Annotated in this window: 17 protein-coding genes; 9 read left to right on the forward strand and 8 right to left on the reverse strand. The window is 64.8% G+C overall.

The window, feature by feature from the left end; all coding sequences use genetic code 11:
* Positions 1-61 precede the first annotated feature (61 nt).
* The 6 genes from GGD61_RS07130 to GGD61_RS07155 form a co-directional block, all read right to left on the reverse strand.
* Positions 62-1,306, reverse strand: coding sequence for an acyl-CoA dehydrogenase (locus tag GGD61_RS07130; protein WP_092255606.1), 1,245 nt, complete (start codon positions 1,304-1,306; stop codon positions 62-64).
* 140 nt (positions 1,307-1,446) lie between these two features.
* Positions 1,447-2,574 (reverse strand): acyl-CoA dehydrogenase family protein, encoded by a 1,128-nt coding sequence (locus GGD61_RS07135; RefSeq protein WP_092255609.1) that lies wholly within the window; start codon positions 2,572-2,574, stop codon positions 1,447-1,449.
* Positions 2,575-2,601: 27 nt separating this feature from the next.
* Complete coding sequence (locus GGD61_RS07140) at positions 2,602-4,473, reverse strand: AMP-binding protein (protein WP_092255612.1); 1,872 nt, start codon at positions 4,471-4,473, stop codon at positions 2,602-2,604.
* A gap of 43 nt (positions 4,474-4,516) precedes the next feature.
* Positions 4,517-5,326 (reverse strand): enoyl-CoA hydratase/isomerase family protein, encoded by an 810-nt coding sequence (locus tag GGD61_RS07145; protein WP_183230462.1) that lies wholly within the window; start codon positions 5,324-5,326, stop codon positions 4,517-4,519.
* A 196-nt stretch (positions 5,327-5,522) separates the two neighbouring features.
* On the reverse strand, positions 5,523-6,281 hold the full coding sequence (locus GGD61_RS07150) for an SDR family NAD(P)-dependent oxidoreductase (RefSeq protein ID WP_018316223.1): 759 nt from the start codon (positions 6,279-6,281) through the stop codon (positions 5,523-5,525).
* Between the two features lie 55 nt (positions 6,282-6,336).
* Positions 6,337-6,996: a TetR family transcriptional regulator gene (locus tag GGD61_RS07155; RefSeq protein WP_177237074.1), complete on the reverse strand. Its 660-nt coding sequence runs from the start codon at positions 6,994-6,996 to the stop codon at positions 6,337-6,339.
* A 150-nt stretch (positions 6,997-7,146) separates the two neighbouring features.
* Between GGD61_RS07155 and GGD61_RS07160 the strand changes: the two genes are divergently transcribed.
* Together GGD61_RS07160 and GGD61_RS07165 are read left to right on the forward strand one after the other, a co-directional pair.
* The gene (locus GGD61_RS07160) at positions 7,147-8,319 is read left to right on the forward strand and encodes an acetyl-CoA C-acetyltransferase (protein ID WP_092255620.1); all 1,173 of its coding nucleotides are present in this window, start codon (positions 7,147-7,149) and stop codon (positions 8,317-8,319) included.
* 115 nt (positions 8,320-8,434) lie between these two features.
* On the forward strand, positions 8,435-9,979 hold the full coding sequence (locus GGD61_RS07165) for an acyl-CoA synthetase (RefSeq protein ID WP_183230463.1): 1,545 nt from the start codon (positions 8,435-8,437) through the stop codon (positions 9,977-9,979).
* A gap of 118 nt (positions 9,980-10,097) precedes the next feature.
* Here GGD61_RS07165 and GGD61_RS07170 read toward each other — a convergent pair whose 3' ends face one another.
* Complete coding sequence (locus GGD61_RS07170; RefSeq protein ID WP_092255949.1) at positions 10,098-10,640, reverse strand: methylated-DNA--[protein]-cysteine S-methyltransferase; 543 nt, start codon at positions 10,638-10,640, stop codon at positions 10,098-10,100.
* Positions 10,641-10,778: 138 nt separating this feature from the next.
* On the opposite strand from GGD61_RS07170, the gene GGD61_RS07175 reads away from it, so the two are divergent.
* Together GGD61_RS07175 and GGD61_RS07180 are read left to right on the forward strand one after the other, a co-directional pair.
* Complete coding sequence (locus tag GGD61_RS07175; protein WP_092255626.1) at positions 10,779-11,597, forward strand: alpha/beta fold hydrolase; 819 nt, start codon at positions 10,779-10,781, stop codon at positions 11,595-11,597.
* A 2-nt stretch (positions 11,598-11,599) separates the two neighbouring features.
* Complete coding sequence (locus GGD61_RS07180) at positions 11,600-12,412, forward strand: alpha/beta fold hydrolase (protein WP_092255629.1); 813 nt, start codon at positions 11,600-11,602, stop codon at positions 12,410-12,412.
* A 51-nt stretch (positions 12,413-12,463) separates the two neighbouring features.
* Here GGD61_RS07180 and GGD61_RS07185 read toward each other — a convergent pair whose 3' ends face one another.
* Complete coding sequence (locus GGD61_RS07185; protein WP_092255952.1) at positions 12,464-12,919, reverse strand: carboxymuconolactone decarboxylase family protein; 456 nt, start codon at positions 12,917-12,919, stop codon at positions 12,464-12,466.
* A gap of 99 nt (positions 12,920-13,018) precedes the next feature.
* Here GGD61_RS07185 and GGD61_RS07190 point away from each other — a divergent pair, with 99 nt between their 5' ends.
* From GGD61_RS07190 to GGD61_RS07210, 5 genes are all read left to right on the forward strand, one after another.
* Positions 13,019-13,888 (forward strand): sigma-70 family RNA polymerase sigma factor, encoded by an 870-nt coding sequence (locus tag GGD61_RS07190; RefSeq protein WP_092255632.1) that lies wholly within the window; start codon positions 13,019-13,021, stop codon positions 13,886-13,888.
* Positions 13,889-14,066: 178 nt separating this feature from the next.
* The gene (locus GGD61_RS07195; RefSeq protein ID WP_092255955.1) at positions 14,067-14,744 is read left to right on the forward strand and encodes a GntR family transcriptional regulator; all 678 of its coding nucleotides are present in this window, start codon (positions 14,067-14,069) and stop codon (positions 14,742-14,744) included.
* Between the two features lie 127 nt (positions 14,745-14,871).
* The gene (locus GGD61_RS07200) at positions 14,872-15,672 is read left to right on the forward strand and encodes a phytanoyl-CoA dioxygenase family protein (protein ID WP_018316233.1); all 801 of its coding nucleotides are present in this window, start codon (positions 14,872-14,874) and stop codon (positions 15,670-15,672) included.
* 163 nt (positions 15,673-15,835) lie between these two features.
* Positions 15,836-17,149 (forward strand): NAD(P)H-dependent oxidoreductase, encoded by a 1,314-nt coding sequence (locus GGD61_RS07205; RefSeq protein WP_183230464.1) that lies wholly within the window; start codon positions 15,836-15,838, stop codon positions 17,147-17,149.
* Positions 17,150-17,330: 181 nt separating this feature from the next.
* Positions 17,331-18,419: a TRAP transporter substrate-binding protein gene (locus tag GGD61_RS07210; RefSeq protein WP_092255638.1), complete on the forward strand. Its 1,089-nt coding sequence runs from the start codon at positions 17,331-17,333 to the stop codon at positions 18,417-18,419.
* Positions 18,420-18,624: the final 205 nt, after the last annotated feature.

The following is an 18,624-nucleotide window of genomic DNA, read 5'->3' on the forward strand; positions in this document are numbered from 1 at the left end:
ACCTTCTCTCGATAGACTTCTTGGGCACGGCGCGTGCCGCGCCTTTGCCCACCCTACGATTCTAGCCTCTTCCCTTCGTCGGGATCTTGTTGAACGGCACGTCCTTGTCGACACGGATATCACCGGGCAGGCCCAGCACCCGCTCGGCGATGATGTTGCGCATGATCTCGTCGGTGCCGCCTTCGACACGGGTGCCGGGCGCACGCAGCAGCATCGCCTGGAAACGGCCGGCCAGCTCGCCATCCTCGCCGCTGACGACGCCGCTCGCACCCTGCAAATCCAGCGCGTAGGTCGCAACGTCCTGGATCATCGAGCCCGCCACCAGCTTGCCGATCGAATTCTCCGGCCCCGGCCGCTCGCCTTTCGACAGCGCCGAGATCGCGCGCATGCTGGTGTATTTCAGCCCGCTCGCCTTCACCGCCCAGTTCGCCAATTTCGAGCGCACCGCGCGATCCTCGATCGCGGGGCCGTCGTCGAGCATCAGGCTGGAGCAATATTCGAACAATTCAGGAAATCCGGTCGAAACGGCCGCGCCGATCGCGCTGCGCTCATTCATCAGCGTGGTCAGCGAGACGTTCCAGCCGTCACCGACCTCGCCGAGGCGCTGATGATCGGGAATGCGGACATTGGTGAAATAGACCTCGTTGAAGTCGGAGGCGCCGCTGGCCTGCTTGATCGGCCGCACCTCGACGCCGGGGCTCTTCATGTCCAGGAAGAACATGGTGAGGCCCTTGTGCTTGGGCACGGTGGGATCGGTGCGCGTCAGCAGGATGCCGTAATCGGAATAATGCGCACCTGACGTCCAGATCTTCTGGCCGTTGATGATCCAGTCGTCGCCGTCCTTCTCGGCGCGCGTGCGCAGGCCCGCGACGTCGGAGCCGCCGGCGGGCTCGGAGAACAGCTGACACCAGACCTTCTCGCCGGAAGCGAGCGGCGGCAGATAGGTGCGCTTATGCTCCTCGCGCGCGAACGCCATCATGGTCGGCCCGCACATGCCGTGGCCGATGATGAACATGCGGGAGAGTTGGCCAAAGGGCCCTTCCTCCTGCTGCCAGATCACCCGCTCGATCGGCGAGGCGCCGCGCCCGCCATACTCCTTTGGCCAGTGCAGGCAGGCCCAACCGGCATCGGCCTTCTTCTTCTGCCAGGCTTTTGCGACCTCAAGAATATTGGCGTTCTTGAGCACGGTGCGGCCGAGAGAGGATTTGCGCAGCTCTTCCTCGTATTGCGTGGGCGCATTCGCACCGATCCAGGCGCGGGCGGTGGCGCGAAAGTCGGCTTCCTGAGGGGTGTCGTCGAAGTTCATGGTCGTCTTCTTACCTTCGTAGGGTGGGTTAGCCGAAGGCGTAACTCACCTCTTTGGTTTCCTCGTCGACGGAAGTGGTGGGTTACGCCCAGCGGATCGCGCTTCGCGCATCCGCGGGACTAGCCCACCTACGAACCTAATTACGCCGCGTTCTTCTTCCGCATGCGGTCGATCAACTGGTCTTCCCAATAGGACAGGCTCCCCAGCCCCAGCGCCATCGCGTTGGCGCGGCGGTAGTACATGTGGCAGTCGAACTCCCAGGTGAAGCCCATGCCGCCGTGAACCTGGATGTTGTTCTTGGCGCAGTGCTGGAACGCCTGCGTCGCGCTGATGCGCGCGGCAGCAGCGGCTTCCGGCAATTCAGCCGCGTTGGTCGAGAGCGCCCAGGCGCCGTAATAGCTGTTCGAGCGCGCCAGCGTGGCCGAGACATACATGTCGGCGAGCATGTGCTTCACCGCCTGGAACGAGCCGATCTGGCGGCCGAAGGCGATGCGATCGAGTGCGTAGTCGCGGCCCATCTCCAGCGCGCGGTCGGAACCGCCGACCTGCTCGAACGCGCACAATACCGCGGCGCGGTCGAGCATTTGGGTGAGGATGCTCCAGCCTTCGCCGGCGGCACCCAGCGGCTCGGCCTTGCAGGCTTTGAACGAAATCTCGGCCTGCCCGCGGGTCGGATCGAGATTGGTGAGGCTTTTCACCTCGACGCCGCCGGCTTTGAGATCAACCAAGAACAACGAGATATCACCGTCGCGTCCGCTCGACCCAGTGCGCGCGGCAACCACGGCGAAGTCGGCAATCGCACCATCGGCGACCGGTTTCTTGACGCCGTTGAGCACGCCGTTCGCAGCCGTCAGCTTGACGTTCTTCGGCGCGGGATTGCCCTTGCCCTCGAACAGCGCCAGCGTGCCGATCGCCTCGCCCGAGGCAATCGCCGGCAGCCATTTCTTCTTTTGCGCGTCGCTGCCGGCGATCAACAGCGCTTCGGCGGCGAGATACACGGTCGAGGAGAACGGCACCGGCGCGTTCGCGCGGCCCATCTCCTCGGCGATAACGCAGAGCTCGAGATGACCGGCGCCCGCGCCGCCGAACTCCTCGGGGATCGCGACGCCGAGGAAACCCATCTCGGCGAGGCCCTTCCAGAGCTCCTTATCGTAAGGCGCCTTGCCGTCGAGCACCACACGCACCGCCTTCGGCGAGCATTTTTCGGTGAGGAATTTGCGCGCCTGATCGCGGAGCTGCTTCTGGTCGTCGGAGAAGTCGAAGTTCATGGCGCGTACCCGTGTTGATGATGTCGATTACTTGAGAACGATGACGTCTTGATCCGGCTTGTCGGCATACAGCCGCTCCACCAGTGCGGCGCGGCGTTCGAGGCCGGCACGCTGATTGATGTAGCCCTTGTCGGTAAGCTCGTTGCCGTCGATCGAGGGCGGCTCGACCATCAGCATGGCGCGCGCGATGATGCGGCTGCTGGCGCCTTCGCACTCCCTGTTGTGAGTTTCCAGTCCCCGCCTGAAGCAGGCGACGACCTCGGGGTGCTTCACTGCATCCTCGAAGTTCAGCTCGGGATTGCCGACAAGTTGCCGGCAGGCGTGCAAATTGGGCCAGGCGAGCAGGCCGATGAACGGGCGGTCCTGCCCCGCGACCAGCGCATCGTGCACGACAGGCGTCGCAGCTGCGATCGTATCGGTGCGGAGCGACCCGACATGCACGAAGGTGCCGGTGGTGAGCTTGAAGTCTTCGACCACGCGACCTGCAAAGATGATGCCCTTCACCGGATCGGAATCGTCGACGAAAATGCCTGCATCACCGATGCAGTAAAAGCCTTCCTCGTCGAACATCTGCTTCGTCAGCTCCGGCTGGCCGAAATAACCGGGCGTGACGTTGACGCCGCGCAGCCGCAGTTCGTATTTCGAGCCGCACGGCACCATCTTCAACTCGACGCCGGGGAACGGCAGGCCGATCAGGCCGACGCGCTCGGTATCCCAATAAGTTCCGGTCGAGGTCGGCGCGGTCTCGGTCGAGCCCCAGCCGGTGTAGAACACGATGCGCTCGCCGGTGGTCTTCACCGCGAGGGCCTGCATGCGGTCGTAGAGATCGTCAGGCAGGCGCGCGCCGCCATAGGCCATGATCGAGAGGTTCTTGAAGAACGAGCGGCAGAGCGCGTCGTCCTTCTCCATGGCGGCCGCGAGCGCCGCATAGCCGGCCGGCACGTTGGCGTAATAGGTCGGCGAGATCTCGCGCAGGTTTCGCAGCGTCTCCTCGAACTGGCCCGGCATCGGCCGGCCGTCGTCGATATAGAGCGTGCCGCCATCGACCAGGATCGGATGGAATGCCGCGTTGCCGCCCATGGTGTGATTCCAGGGCATCCAGTCCAGCATGGTCGCAACAGGGCCATCAGGCGAACGTGGCCGCACCTGCATCATCATCGCTGCATTGGCGCACATCATCTTCTGCGTGTTGATGACCGCCTTGGGCATGCCGGTCGAGCCTGACGTGAACAGCAGCTTGCCGACGGTGTCGGGCGTGATCTTCGCGATCGACTCCTCGACGTCCTCGGTCACCGGAGTTGCCGCGAGCTCAGCAAAGCTGACGCTCTTCATGCCCTCACATGGCCGCGCGACGTGAACCACGGTGACGCCGGCGAGGTCGATCGCCTTCAGTGCCTTCTCGAAGGTCGGGCCGTCCTGCACCATCACCACGGCCGGCTTGATCAGGTCGAACAGGTATTTCAGCTTGACGTGATCGTGGCTCATCAATGAGTAAGCCGGCGAGACCGGCGCTGCCGGGACGCGCGCCTGCATCGCGGCCTGCGTCATCAGCGCATGCTCGATCGAATTGCCGGAGAGGATCGCAACGGGGCGGCCGTCGAGTCCGAGGTTGAGCAGACCTTGCGTCAGCGCGTCCACAGTGCGCTTGGCTTCGCCATAGGACACCTTGCGCCATTCGCGATTGGGACCACCGCGCTGAGCGAGCCAGATGCGCTCGGGCGCTTCCTTCGCCCATTTCGCCAGCGAGGCCGGGATGTGCTTCTCGTAAGGCTGCAGCGGAATGCGCGACTTCAGCACCACCGTGCCGTCGCTGCGACGCTCGACGTCGATGTCGCGCGCGAGCCACTCGATCTTGCGAAAGGCGGGCTTCGTCATCACGGCCGCCGCGCTTCCACTCATTTTGCGTCTCCCGGAATTATTGTCCTTTGCGGATCGTTCTCGTTCAGCGCTTGATATAGACAGGCTTTCGTTTCTCAAGGAAGGCCGCCCTGATGCCTTCCGAAAATTCCTCGGAACGGCTGCACAGGACCTGGTTGCGATCTTCCATGGCGATAACGGCCTCCAGCGATCCCGCGTCGACGCTCATGTTGAGACATTCCTTGGATAGCCGCAGGCCCACGGGCGAGGCCGTCATCATCGCCTCGACATAAGGCTCGGCCGCGTCATCGAGCCTGTCCTCGTCCACGACTTCCGAGACGAGGCCGACCGCGAGCGCGCGCTCGGCGCCGATGAAGCGCCCCGTGAGGATCAGCTCCGACGCCACGGACACGCCGACCAGCCGCGGCAGGAAATAGCTGGTGCCGATGTCACAGCCACCGAGGCCGAGCTTGATGAAGGCGCAATTCATTCGCGCCGATCTCGTCGCGATGCGGATGTCGGAAGCCAGCGCCAGCGCGAATCCGCCGCCGGCGGCCGCACCCTGCACCAGCGCCAGGATCGGCTGCGGACAACGTCGCATCAGCATCACGATGTCAGCGATGCGACGCTGCGAATCCAGCGACTCCGTGACGCCGGGCGGCTCCTGTTGTCCGGCACGGCGGGCCATCGCCGCCTTGAGGTCGAGGCCTGCGCAGAAATTCCGGCCGGCGCCCTTCAGCACCACGACACGCGTATCACGGTTGCGTTGAAGGCCCTGGAAGTAGTCGTTGAGCGCGTCGATCAGCGCCGGATCGAGCGCGTTGAGCTGTTCCGGCCGATTGAGCGTCACCCGGTCGACGCCGTCGTCATGCTCGATCAGCAGCGGTTGGGACATGGGGCGCTCCTGCATCCGCTCTTTGGGTGGCGGTTATTGCGCCCTCTCCCCTTGTGGGAGAGGGCAAGATCGCTGTCAGCCTAGAGTTCACTTGGGTGAGGGGTCTGTCTCCGCAGACGAGATCGGGGAGAGAGACCCCTCATCCGGCGCTTCGCGCCACCTTCTCCCACAGGGGGAGAAGGAAGAAGAGCGCCGCTTACCTCGGCGCCATGCGGATGGCGCCGTCGAGGCGGATGGTCTCGCCGTTCAGCATCGCGTTCTCGACGATGTGCACCGCGAGCGAGCCGTATTCCTTGGCATCGCCGAGGCGCGAGGGATGCGGCACCTGCGCGCCCAGGCTCTTGCGGGCTTCCTCGTTCAGCCCCATCAGCAGCGGCGTGAAGAACAGGCCGGGCGCGATGGTGTTGACGCGGATCTTCTGGCTGGCGAGGTCGCGCGCGGCCGGCAGGGTCAGGCCGACGACGCCGCCCTTCGAGGCCGAATAGGCGATCTGGCCGATCTGGCCTTCATAGGCCGCGACCGACGCCGTATTGATGATAACGCCGCGCTCTTCACCGACGGGCTCGATCGTGACGAGGCGCTCGGCGAACAGCCGCAGGCAGTTGAAGGTGCCGATCAGGTTGACGTTGATGATGCGCGCGAACTTTTCGAGCGGGTAGACGCCGTCGCGGCCGACGATGCGCTGCGAGCCGCCGATGCCGGCGCAGTTCATCAGCACCCGCGCAACGCCATGCGCGGCTTCGGCCTTGGCGATCGCGGCCTTGATCTGCTCTTCGCTGGTGACGTCGGCATGGAGCGCCACGCCCTTCACCTCGGCCGCGACCTTCTCGGCATTCTCTTTGTTTTGGTCGATCACGCCGATCCTGGCGCCCTTGGCCGCCATGGCGCGGGCGGTCGCCTCGCCGAGGCCCGAACCACCGCCGGTGATGAGAACGGCTACGTCTTTCAATTCCATGACAGGCTACCTTTCCTTGGACGTTTCTTCTCTAGACTTGAGAGTTGCGGCCGGATCATCCGGCCGCGGCAGCTTCCCCGGCTTGCGTGAGGATGCCGCCGCAGATCAGCGTTTCCATGTGCTTGATATATTGCCGGCAGACGTCGTCGGTGACCGGGCCGACGCCGGTCGCGCGAGACATCGCGTGCCGGCCGAAGAACAGATGATCGCAAGCGCCGATCAGGCTGGTGTAGAACAGCACCGGATCGGTCTGGCGGAACTCGCCGCGGCTGACGCCCTCGGCGAGCAGGCGACGGTGAAAGTCCAGCAGCGGGGCGACGAAGAATTTTGAAACTTCGTCCGCGGAGCCGGCGACGCTCTCATGCAGGAGATAGTGGATCAGCCGGTTCATATAGGGGAACCGATGATAGGCGCGGATGATGCCGCCGATATGCAGCTTGAGCTTCGCCGTCGCCGTGATCGGCTGCGCCAGCAGATATTCGAGATTGGACATCTCGGTCGCGGCATCCCGCGCGAGCAGTGCCAGCAGCAGGCCGTCCTTGTTGCCGAAGTGATATTTGACCAACGCGGCGTTGGCGCCCGACTTCTGCGCGATGTCGCTGAGCGAAATCTCGATCGAGGAGCGTTCGATCATCAACTCGCTCGCGGCCACGAGCAATTTCTCTGCCGTGGAATTTTTTCCGCTGGGGAGCCTGTTCGGTACGCTGGTAGCCACGGAGATCCCTGAATGCACCTCGAGAGGCGCGCAGATAAGCCCAAGCAGCGCCTCATCACAAGAATTAATTGATCGATTGACTAAATGATCTTGCGTCCCTTAAATCCGCCCCGACAACCGACCCAATCAAGAATCCAGGGAGAGACCGACATGGCCGAGGCTTACATCGTCGCCGCTGCGCGTACCGCGGGCGGGCGCAAGGGGGGCCGTCTCGCCGGCTGGCATCCGGCCGATCTCGCCGCAAAAGTGCTGGACGAGTTGGTCGACCGCACCAAGGTCGATCCTGCGCTGGTCGAGGACGTGATCATGGGCTGCGTGATGCAGGTCGGCGAGCAATCCAACAATGTCGCGCGCAACGCGATCATGGCCTCGAAGCTGCCGGAGAGCGTGCCGGGCACCTCGATCGATCGCCAGTGTGGCTCCTCGCAGCAGGCGCTGCACTTCGCCGCGCAAGCCGTGATGTCCGGCACCATGGACGTCGTGATCGCCGCCGGCGTGGAATCGATGACGCGGGTGCCGATGGGCCTGTCCTCGCAGCTCGCCGCCAAGAACGGCTTCGGCCATTACAAGAGCCCGGGCATCGAGGCGAGATATCCCAACATTGTGTTCAGCCAGTTCACCGGCGCGGAGATGATGGCGGAGAAGTACGGCCTGTCGAAGGATGATCTGGACGAATATTCCTATAACAGCCATCAGCGCGCGATCGCGGCGACCCAAGCCGGCCACTTCAAGAAGGAGATCGTACCGCTCGAGATCACCCGCGCCGACGGCTCCAAGGACACCCACCACATCGACGAGGGCATCCGCTTCGATGCCACGCTCGAGGGCATCAAGGGCGTCAAGCTGATCGCCGAGAACGGCAAGCTGACCGCGGCCAGCGCCAGCCAGATTTGCGACGGCGCCTCGGGCGTCATGGTGGTCAACGAGCGCGGTCTCAAGCAGCTCGGCGTCACACCGCTGGCGCGCATCCATCACATGACTATGACCGGCGGCGATCCCGTGATCATGCTGGATGCGCCCCTGCACGCCACCAAGAAGGCGCTGGAGAAGGCCGGCATGAAGATCGGCGACATCGACCTGTTCGAGGTCAACGAGGCCTTCGCCTCGGTGCCGACCGGCTGGCTCAAGACCACCGGTGCAGATCCGGCCCACCTCAACGTCAATGGCGGCGCCATCGCGCTCGGCCATCCGCTCGGCGGCTCCGGCACCAAGCTGATGACGACGCTGGTTCACGCCCTGCACCAGCGCGGCAAGCGCTATGGCCTGCAGACCATGTGCGAAGGCGGTGGCATGGCGAACGTGACGATTGTCGAGCGACTGTAAAAAAAACAAAAGCGAGTAGTGAGTGGCGAGTAGCGAATGGTGAGTAGGCGAAGAGCGGTTGCCCTTCTTCCTATTTGCCATTCGCTACTCGCCATTCGCGTTTTGAGGAAACGCCATGACCCACCCCTCCATCCATGCCCGCACCACGCCCGACAAGATCGCTTACCAGATGGCCGGCACCGGCAAGGCGATCACCTATCGCGAGCTCGACGAGCTTTCGAACCAGGGCGCGCATCTGTTCCGCTCGCTCGGCCTCAAGGCCGGCGACCACATCGCGCTGCTGATGGAGAACCGCCTCGCCTTCATGGAGCTGTGCTGGGCCGCCCAGCGGAGCGGGCTCTACTACACCGCGATCAGCCGCTATTTGAAGCAGGACGAGATCGACTACATCATCGCCGATTGCGGCGCCAAGGTCGTGATCACGACGCCGAAATGCGCCGACCAGATCAAGGGCCTGATCAAGGGCGCCGCCGGCGAGCCGATCTTCTACATGATGGACGAGCCGCTGCCCGGCTTCCGCTCCTACGACGAGGAAGCAGCAAGCCAGCCGATCACACCGATTGCCGACGAGATCGCCGGCTACGACATGCTGTATTCGTCCGGCACCACCGGCCGGCCGAAAGGCGTCAAGAAGGCGTTCGAGGGCAAGCCGATCGACGAGCCGAACGCATTCCTGCGCGTGCTCTGCGCCAACATGTGCGGCATGAACGCCGACACAATCTATCTTTCTCCGGCGCCGCTCTATCACGCAGCTCCCTTGCGCTTCAACATGATGGCGATCGTGCTCGGCGGCACCTCCATCATCATGGAGCATTTCGACGCCGAGGAATTCCTGACGCTGGTCGAGAAATACAAGGTGACGCAGTCGCAGCTGGTGCCGACCATGTTCGTGCGCATGCTGAAGCTGCCGGACGAGATCCGCGCGAAGTACAAAGTCTCCACGCTCAAGGGCGCCATCCACGCCGCGGCGCCCTGCCCGGTCGACGTCAAGGCCAGGATGATCGAATGGTGGGGGCCGATCCTGATCGAGTACTACGCCGGCTCGGAAGGCAACGGCGTCACCGTCTGCAGCTCCAAGGAATGGCTGGCGCATCGCGGCAGCGTCGGTCGCGCCGTGGTCGGCAAGATCAAGATTCTCGACGAGAACGACGAAGAGCAGCCGGTCGGCGAGATCGGCACGGTCTATTTCGCCGACGCTCCGGCGTTCACCTATCACAACGACCCCGAGAAGACGAAGAAGGCCTACAACGCCAAGGGCTGGTCGACGCTCGGCGACGTCGGCTATCTCGACAAGGATGGCTTCCTCTATCTCACCGACCGCAAGTCCTACATGATCATCTCGGGCGGCGTGAACATCTACCCGCAGGAGACCGAGGATGTGCTGATCACCCACCCCGAGGTCGCCGACGTTGCGGTGTTCGGCGTCCCGAACGAGGAGATGGGCGAAGAGGTGAAGGCGGTGGTGCAGCCGCACGACATGAAGCGTGCCGGCAAGGCGCTCGAGGCCGATTTGATCGCCTACTGCAAGGGCCGCCTCTCTGCCATCAAGTGCCCGCGCTCGATCGATTTCGAAGCCGAGCTGCCGCGCACGCCCACAGGCAAGCTGGTGAAGCGGCATTTGCGCGACAAATATTGGCCGAAGACGGCGGCGAAGATCTAGCGGAGGTCTCGTAGGGTGGGCAAAGGCACGAAGCGCCGTGCCCACGACCTCTCCATGTTACGACGAGACGGTGGGCACGCTCCGCTTTGCCCACCCTACGGCAGGGGTGCAAGCCGCCTCAATCAAATAAACTCGGCGTGTGGTTCACCAGCGCGCCTTCGATCTCGAGCATCTTCAGCTTCGTCACCACGCCGCCATTCGCCGAGAAGCCGCCGGGCTTGTTGCCGGCAGCCAGCACGCGATGGCAGGGCACCACGATCGGGCACGGATTGTGGCCGAGCGCCTGGCCGACGTCGCGCGAGAGCTGGACGCCGCCGAGCTGCTTGGCGATGTCGCCATAGGTGATGGTCTTGCCGGGCGGGATGGCGCGGGCGATCGCGTAGACGCCGCGGTTGAACTCGGGCACACCGTCGAGATCGAGCTCGATATCGGTGAGGTCATCCGGCTCGCCTGCGAGCAGTTTTGTCATGCGGTCGATCGCCTGCTGCACCTCGGCGGTCGGCTCGGTCTCAACGGCATCACCGTGGCGCTGGCTGATGCGGGTGCGGATCTTCTGCTCACCGCCCATCGGCAATTGCGTGCCGTTGATGCCGCGCGGGCCCCAGGCGATGGCGCAGAGGCCGATCCTGGTGTCGAACAGAGCGAAATGCTGGTCGGTCATGGTTTGGTTCCTGAGCTTGCGTCCCTCGTCGCATGCCCCCAATGTGATCTCGGACCAAATCTAGGCTTGGAAATAGTTGCGATCCACCCGGTTTCCGGGAATCTTGCACAGGAGTTCCAATCCTTCGCGAGCCCCGGAATGCAAAGCCTCCACGTCAACGGATACGATATGCCCTATCTCGACGTGGGCGAGGACAAAGGACGTGCGCCGCTGGTCTGCGTGCACGGCTCGCTCAACGACTTCCGGGTCTGGGGCTGCGTCCTCGGCCCGCTGTCGCAACGGCACCGGGTGATCGCGGTCAGCCTGCGGCACTTCTTCCCGGCGCGATGGGACGGCATCGGCGACACCTACTCGATCGCCCAGCATGTCGACGACGTCATTGCCTTCATCGAGGAGCTCGACCTCGGGCCCGTCGACCTGATGGGCCATTCCCGCGGCGGGCACATCTGCTTCCGCGTGGCGCAGCGGCGGCCGGATCTGTTGCGGCGGCTGATCCTCGCTGAACCCGGCGGCGAACTCGATGCGAGCCTCGATCCCGACTATGTCGGCGGGCCCTCGCCGCTCCTGGCGCGGTTCACGGCCTCGGCCGAGAAGATCGCGGCCGGCGACGTCGACGGCGGCCTTGCCGTGTTCGTCGACACGCTGGAAGGCGCCGGCACCTGGCCGCGGCTGCCGGCCCTGGTGAAACAGAACCTTCGCGACAACGCCACCACCCTGATCGGCCAGGTCCGCGACAACCGTCCGCCGTTCTCCAAGGCGGATGCGGAGGCGATCAAGATGCCGACGCTATTCGTCCTGGGGGCGCGAACCAAAGGCCTGCTGCCAAAAGTGCTGCATGCGCTCGCTGCGCATGTGCCCTATTCGAAGACGGCGATCATCCCGAATGCGACGCATCCGATGTTCGAGCAGGCGCCGCAGAAATACTCCGAAGTGGTTCTCGACTTCCTGGCGAGCTGATCATGCAGACATTCCGCGTCAACGGTTACGACATGGCCTATCTCGAAGTCGGAGAGGGCCATCCGCTGGTCTGCGTGCACGGCACATTAGGTGATTTCCGCACCTGGTATTCGGTGCTCGGCCCGCTCTCGAAATCCCATCGCGTGATCTCGGTCAGTCTGCGGCATTTCTTCCCCGAACATTGGGATGCCGTCGGCGACGACTACAAGATGGCGCAGCACGTTGCCGACACGATCGCTTTCATCGAGCAGGTGACGCCCGCACCGATCGACCTGATGGGCCATTCGCGCGGCGGCCACATTGCCTTCCGCGTGGCGCAGGCCCGGCCTGATCTGCTGCGAAAACTGGTGCTGGCCGAGCCGGGCGGCGATCTCGATGCATCCCTGCCGGTGCCGGAAGGCACGCCCGCGCACCCGCCGCTGGCGGCGCGCACCGCGCGCTCGGTCGAGATGATCCGCGCCGGCGATATCGAGGGCGCGCTGCAGAATTTCTACGAGGGCATCGAGGGTGACGGCTCGTGGCGGCGCGTGCCCGCGGCGGCCAAGCAGCAGCTGCGCGACAACGCGCTCACCTTCCTTGGCCAGATCAACGAGCAGCGCCGGCCCTACACGCTCAGCGACGCACAGGCGATCCGCACGCCGACGCTGCTGATCGGCGGCGGCGCGACGACGGGAAGCCTGTCAGTGATGTGGCGCGTGCTGGCCGCGCACATCGCGGGCGCGCAAACGGCAGTCATTCCGAACGCCGGCCACTGGATGTTCGAGCAAGCGCCACTGGAGTTCGGCGAGGTGGTGAACCGGTTCTTGGCGGAGTAGGTGCTCTCGTCGCCTCTCCCCGCAAGCGGGGAGAGGCGAGGGAAAGAGACCTCACACCTTCCACACGCCGACCGGCATCTTGATCGTTGCATTCAGCCGGTTCCAGACATTGATGGTCGCGATCGACAGGATCAACGTTGCGAGCTCGCGTTCGTCGAAATGCTTGGCGGCCTCGTTCCAGGTTGCGTCGGGCACCGGATCCTCGCGGTCGGCGAGGCGCGTGACGGCCTCGGTCAGCGCCAGCGCGGCGCGCTCGGCGTCGGTGAAATAGGGCGCATCGCGCCAGGCGGACACGGCGAACAGGCGCTCGTCGGTCTCACCAAGCTTGCGGGCGACCTTGGGGTGCATGTCGACGCAGACACTGCAACCGTTGATCTGGCTGGCGCGGAGGTGCACCAGTTCCAGGAGCTTTTCCGGCAGCCCCTGCTTGGTCAGATTGCCGAGGGATTGCAGGACATTCATGGCCTCGGGGAGGACCATGACAGGGTGATTCATGCGGGCGTGCATCTTTTTCGTCTCCATCGCTCGAATGTCGAAGGTTCCGGTCACATCGGCCGGATTGGCTTCGTCATGGGCATGACGGATCGCGACGAGGGAATGTGACCGATGACCGAAAAAAACTTCGAAGACGATTTTCTCAGCCACCAGTTCGAAGCCAGCAGGGACCATCTGCGCGCGGTCGCCTACCGCATGCTGGGCTCCGGCGCCGAGGTCGACGATGCCGTGCAGGAGGCCTGGCTGCGGGTCAGCCGCTACGACATGTCCGATGTTGCGAATTTGCGCGGCTGGTTGACGACCGTGGTCGCGCGCATCTGCCTCGACATGCTGCGCGCACGGAAGTCGCGCAAGGAAGAGCCGATGGGCCCGCATGTGCCCGAGCCGCTCGACGAGACGCGGGAGCGCGAGGCGGAGATGGCCGATTCCGTCGGCGCGGCGCTGCTCGTCGTGCTCGAGACCTTGCAGCCGGCGGAGCGGCTCGCCTTCGTGCTGCACGACATGTTCGCAGTGCCCTTCGAGGAGATCGCGCCGATCGTCGGCCGCTCGGTCGACGCATCGCGGCAACTCGCGAGCCGGGCGCGGCGGCGCGTGCAGGGGGCGCCGGTGCCCGAGACCGACCTGTCGCGCCAGCGCGGAATCGTTGATGCCTTCCTCAAAGCGTCGCGCGAAGGCAATTTCGAGGGGCTGCTCGCCGTGCTCGACCCCGACGTCGTCTTCCGCGCCGATCAGGCCGCGGTGCGGCTCGGCACGCTACCGGAGATCCGGGGCGCGGATGCGGTCGCACAGCTTTACAAGGGCCGCGCCCAGGCCGCGCGGACGGCACTGGTCGACGGCGAGATCGGCGTTGCCGTCATCCTCGGTGGCCAGCTGCGCATCGCGCTGCGCGTGACGTTCAAGGGCGAACGCATTGCCGGAATCGAGGCGCTGGCCGATGCGGAAGGGATCGCCGCGCTGGAGGTGGAGGTGCTGGAGGGTTGAGGCGGAGGTTTTTCCGCGAAAACAACCCCATGCACAGTAGACGATCATAGCGATATCAATGACTTAGCGAAGCCGCGCGGGCGCCTTGGGCGCGGGCGCGCAGCTCGTCTTGACGCCCTCCCCCTCCCGCGATACCTTCGAATACGGAATTCCGTATTCCCTCGCAGGAGCTGCCGGCGTGATCCCTCTCGACCCGCTCCCAAACCTGATCGACCAGGTCTATGCCCGCATCCTGGAGGCGATCTCCGACCGCACGCTTGAGCCCGGCCAGCGCATCCGGCAGAACGAGCTCGCCGACAAGCTTGGCGTGTCGCGCCAGCCTGTCTCGCATGCGCTGCACCTGCTGCACCGCCAGGGCCTCGTCGCCGAGAGCGGCAAGCGCGGCTTCGAGGTCACCCAGCTCGATCCCGCGCGCATCCGCCAGCTCTACGAGGTGCGCGGCGCGATCGACGCGCTGGCCGCGCGGCTTGCGGCGAAGCGCGCCGCCAGCGACGCGGCAGGACGCGCGCGGCTGGAGGCTGCGTTCACCGCGGGGCGCGGCATTGACCGCAACACGACACTCACTGAACTGATCGTGCTCGACGTGAATTTTCACCGCGCGATCTATCAGCTCGCCGGCAATCCCGTGATCGAGGAGACGATCGCGCCGCAATGGCCGCATATGCGGCGTTCGATGGCGACAGTGCTGTCGGAGCTCGACTATCGCGGCAGCGCCTGGGCCGAGCACGCCGATATCGCCGGACACATTCTCGCGGGCGACGCGAAGGCCGCCGAAGCCGCCGCGCTGGCGCATGCGCAAACGGCGGGACGGATGACCGAGGAGAGATTGAGGGCGACGGAGGAAGCGGCGGCGTAGCGATTTGCGCTGTCATTCCGGACGCGCGACGCGCGACTACGGTGCGCAAGTGCGCACCGGAGCTCGGTCCTGCGGACCGCCCCGGAGCGACGAAACGACAAATAAACAAAACAGGAGGAAACGACCCATGAAACTGTCTCAGGAGCAATTGGAGTTCTTCCACCGCGAGGGCTGGCTGTTCCTGCCCGAGCTGTTCAATCAGGAGGAGGTCGATCTGCTGGCGCGCGAGGCGGTCGGCATCTACGACGCCAACCGTCCCGAAGTCTGGCGCGAGAAGAGCGGCGCGCCGCGCACGGCGTTTGCCGCGCATCTTTACAATGAGGCGTTCGGCCTCCTCGGCGCGCATCCACGCATGATCGACCCGGTCGAGCAGCTGTTCGGCGAGCCCGTCTACATGCACCAGTTCAAGATCAACGCGAAATCGGCCTTCACCGGCGACGTCTGGCAATGGCACCAGGATTACGGCACCTGGAAGCGCGACGACGGCATGCCGGAGCCGCGGGCCATGAATATCGCGATCTTCCTCGACGAGGTGATGCCGATCAACGGGCCTCTGATGCTGGTGCCGCGCAGCCAGAACGCCGGCGATCTCGAAGCCTCGCACGACCTCGCCACCACATCCTATCCGCTGTGGACGCTGGACGAGGCGACGGTGACGCGGCTGGTCGCGCAGGGCGGCATCGTGGCGCCGACCGGCAAGCCAGGCGGCATGCTGATGTTCCACGGCAATCTCGTCCACGGCTCGGCCGGCAACATCACGCCCTTCCCGCGCAAGATCGTGTACCTGACGCTGAACGCGGTCTCGAACTACATCCGCAGCCCGACGCGGCCGGACTACATCGCACATCGCGACTTCGCCCCGATCAAGACGGTGGACGACGACGCGCTGCTGCGGCTTGCCCGTGCGCCGCGGCAGGCGGCGGAGTAAGTAGGTCTCGCGCCCCGGACGCAGCGCAGCGCTTCTTCAGCGGTGCGCTGCTGAGCCGGGGCCCATGCCGCGCTGATAGTTTCCTTTTTGGATCCCGGCTCTGCGCAGCAGCACTACGTGCTGCACCGCGTCCGGGACACGACCATTACCAGGACAATCCCCCATGAACCTCTTCCGCCTACTCCAGGCCCGCGCGTCCGCCGGCAAGCCGGTCCGGGTCGCGCTGATCGGCGCGGGCAAGTTCGGCTCGATGTTTCTGGCGCAGGTGCCGCATACGCCGGGGTTGGAGGTGCCCATCATCGTCGACATCGACCGCGACCGCGCGCGCGAGGCCTGCCGCACCGTCGGCTGGAGCGCCGAGCGGATCGCCGCAACCGTCTTCACCGATGACGGCGCCCGCGCCATTGCCGGCGGCGCCATGGACGTGGTTGTGGAGGCGACCGGGAATCCCGCCGTCGGGATCAGGCATGCGCGCGCCGCGATCGCGGCGGGCAAGCATATCGTGATGGTGAATGTCGAGGCCGACGTGCTGGCAGGTCCGCTGCTCGCCGAGGAAGCGCGCAAAGCGGGCGTGGTCTATTCGCTCGCCTATGGCGACCAGCCGGCACTGACCGCCGAGATGGTCGACTGGGCCCGCGCCACCGGCTTCCGCGTCGTCGCCGCCGGTAAAGGCACAAAATATCTGCCGGCCTATCACGACGTGACGCCTGACGGCGTCTGGCAGCATTACGGCCTGACCGCGGGCGAAGCGCAGTCGGCCGGCATGAATCCGCAGATGTTCAACTCGTTTCTCGACGGCACCAAATCAGCGATCGAGATGGCCGCGATCGCCAATGCCTGTGCCCTCGACGTGCCCACGGACGGCCTGCTGTTTCCGCCCTGCGGCGTCGACGATCTGCCGCACATTATGCGGCCGCGCTCGCATGGCGGCGTGCTGGAGCGGCCGGGCGTGGTCGAGGTCGTCTCCTCGCTCGAACGGGACGGGCGGCCGGTGTTTCGCGACCTCCGCTGGGGCGTCTATGTCGTGCTGGAGGCGCCGAACGACTATGCCGCCGACTGCTTCCGGCAATACGGTCTCAAGACCGACGGCAGCGGACGTTATGCGGCGATGTACAAGCCGTATCATCTGATCGGGCTCGAGCTGAACATCTCGGTGCTGTCGGCGGCGCTGCGGGGCGAGCCGACCGGCCAGGCCAGCGGCTTCCGCGGCGACGTTGCGGCAGTGGCCAAGCGCAATCTGCGCGCGGGCGAGATGCTGGACGGCGAAGGCGGCTATACGGTGTGGGGCAAGCTGGTACCGGCGGCCGCGAGCCTCAAGGCCGGCGCGCTGCCGATTGGCCTCGCCCACCGCCTGAAGCTGAAGCACGACGTCACGCACGGCGCGGTGGTGCGCTGGAGCGACGTCGAGTTCGACGCCGGCAACGAGACGGTGAAGACGCGCAAGGCGATGGAGGCCGCGTTCGCAGCGCAGCATTGAGCGGCGCCACCGCAAGCTCAACCAAAGTGCGCTTGATTTGCGATCCCCCTTTGGTCATCCTGCACCTCGATCCGGGAACATAGAATTTCGGACGCAATAAAACGTCGGCCACCGGCGAAGACAAAGCGACGACAAGATCGCGATCCCTCGTCGAGGACTCGACAGGACAGGGAGGGACTACATGGAACGTCGTAAATTCCTGACGGCGGGCGGGCTGGGCCTGGCCGCGAGTGCCGTTGCCGCGCCGGCCGTTGCGCAGTCGATGCCCGAGGTGAAATGGCGGTTAGCTGCGAGCTGGCCGAAATCACTCGATACGCTCTATGGCGGCTGCGAATATTTCTGCAAGCGCGTTGCCGAGATCACCGACAATCGTTTCCAGATCCAGCCCTTTGCCGCCGGCGAAATCGTGCCGGGCCTGCAAGTGCTCGACGCCGTCTCCAACGGCACCGTCGAGATGGGCAACACCGCTCTCTATTATTATTGGGGCAAGAACCCTGCATTTACCTTCGGCACATCGCTGCCGTTCGGTCTCAACACGCGCCAGCACATCTCCTGGCTGATCTGGAACGGCGGTCAGGAGATGCTCAACGATCTCCTGAAGGAGCACAATGCCATCGGTGTCCCCACGGGTTCGACCGGCGCCCAGATGGGCGGTTGGTTCCGCAAGGAGATCAAGACCGTCGATGATCTGAAGGGCCTGAAATTCCGCGTCGGCGGTTTCGCCGGCACCATCATCGCGAAGCTCGGCGGTGTGCCGCAGCAGATCGCGGCCGGCGATATCTATCCCGCCCTGGAGAAGGGCACGATCGACGCGGCGGAGTGGGTCGGGCCGTATGACGACGAGAAGCTCGGCTTCGTGAAGGTGGCAAAGTATTATTACTATCCGGGCTGGTGGGAAGGCACCGGCCAAGGCCATAACCTCATGAACCTCGAGAAGTGGAACGCGTTGCCGAAACATTATCAGGCGGCGATCTCGACGGCCTCGCTCGACACCTTCACCTGGGTGACCGGCAAGTACGATTCGGTAAATCCGCCCGCGCTCAAGCGGCTGCTCGCCGCCGGCGCGATCCTCAAGCCCTTCCCGCAGGAGGTGCTCGAGGCCTGCTACGGCGCGGCCAATGAGATCTACGCGGATCTCGCCAAGAGCAATCCGCATTTCGGCAAGATGTACTCGAGTCTCACCGCTTATCGGGCCGACTCGCTTGCCTGGATGCAGGTGGCAGAACTCAGCTTCGACAGCTTCATGATGCGGATGCGGACGCGAACGTAACTGCCTCGCGCTGCGAGGCGCGAAACGACAAAAGCCCCGGAGATGTCTCCGGGGCTTTTTTTCGCGGATGAAGGTCTCGTAGGGCGGGCAAAGCGGAGCGTGCCCACGCGTCTGTCTGAACCAGGAGGACGTGGGCACAGCGCGCCTCGCGCGCTTTTGCCCACCCTACGGCTGCGAATGCGCGGCGCGAGCAACGGGGCCACAA

The organism is Bradyrhizobium sp. SBR1B, assembly GCF_014198205.1.
Classification (GTDB): domain Bacteria; phylum Pseudomonadota; class Alphaproteobacteria; order Rhizobiales; family Xanthobacteraceae; genus Bradyrhizobium.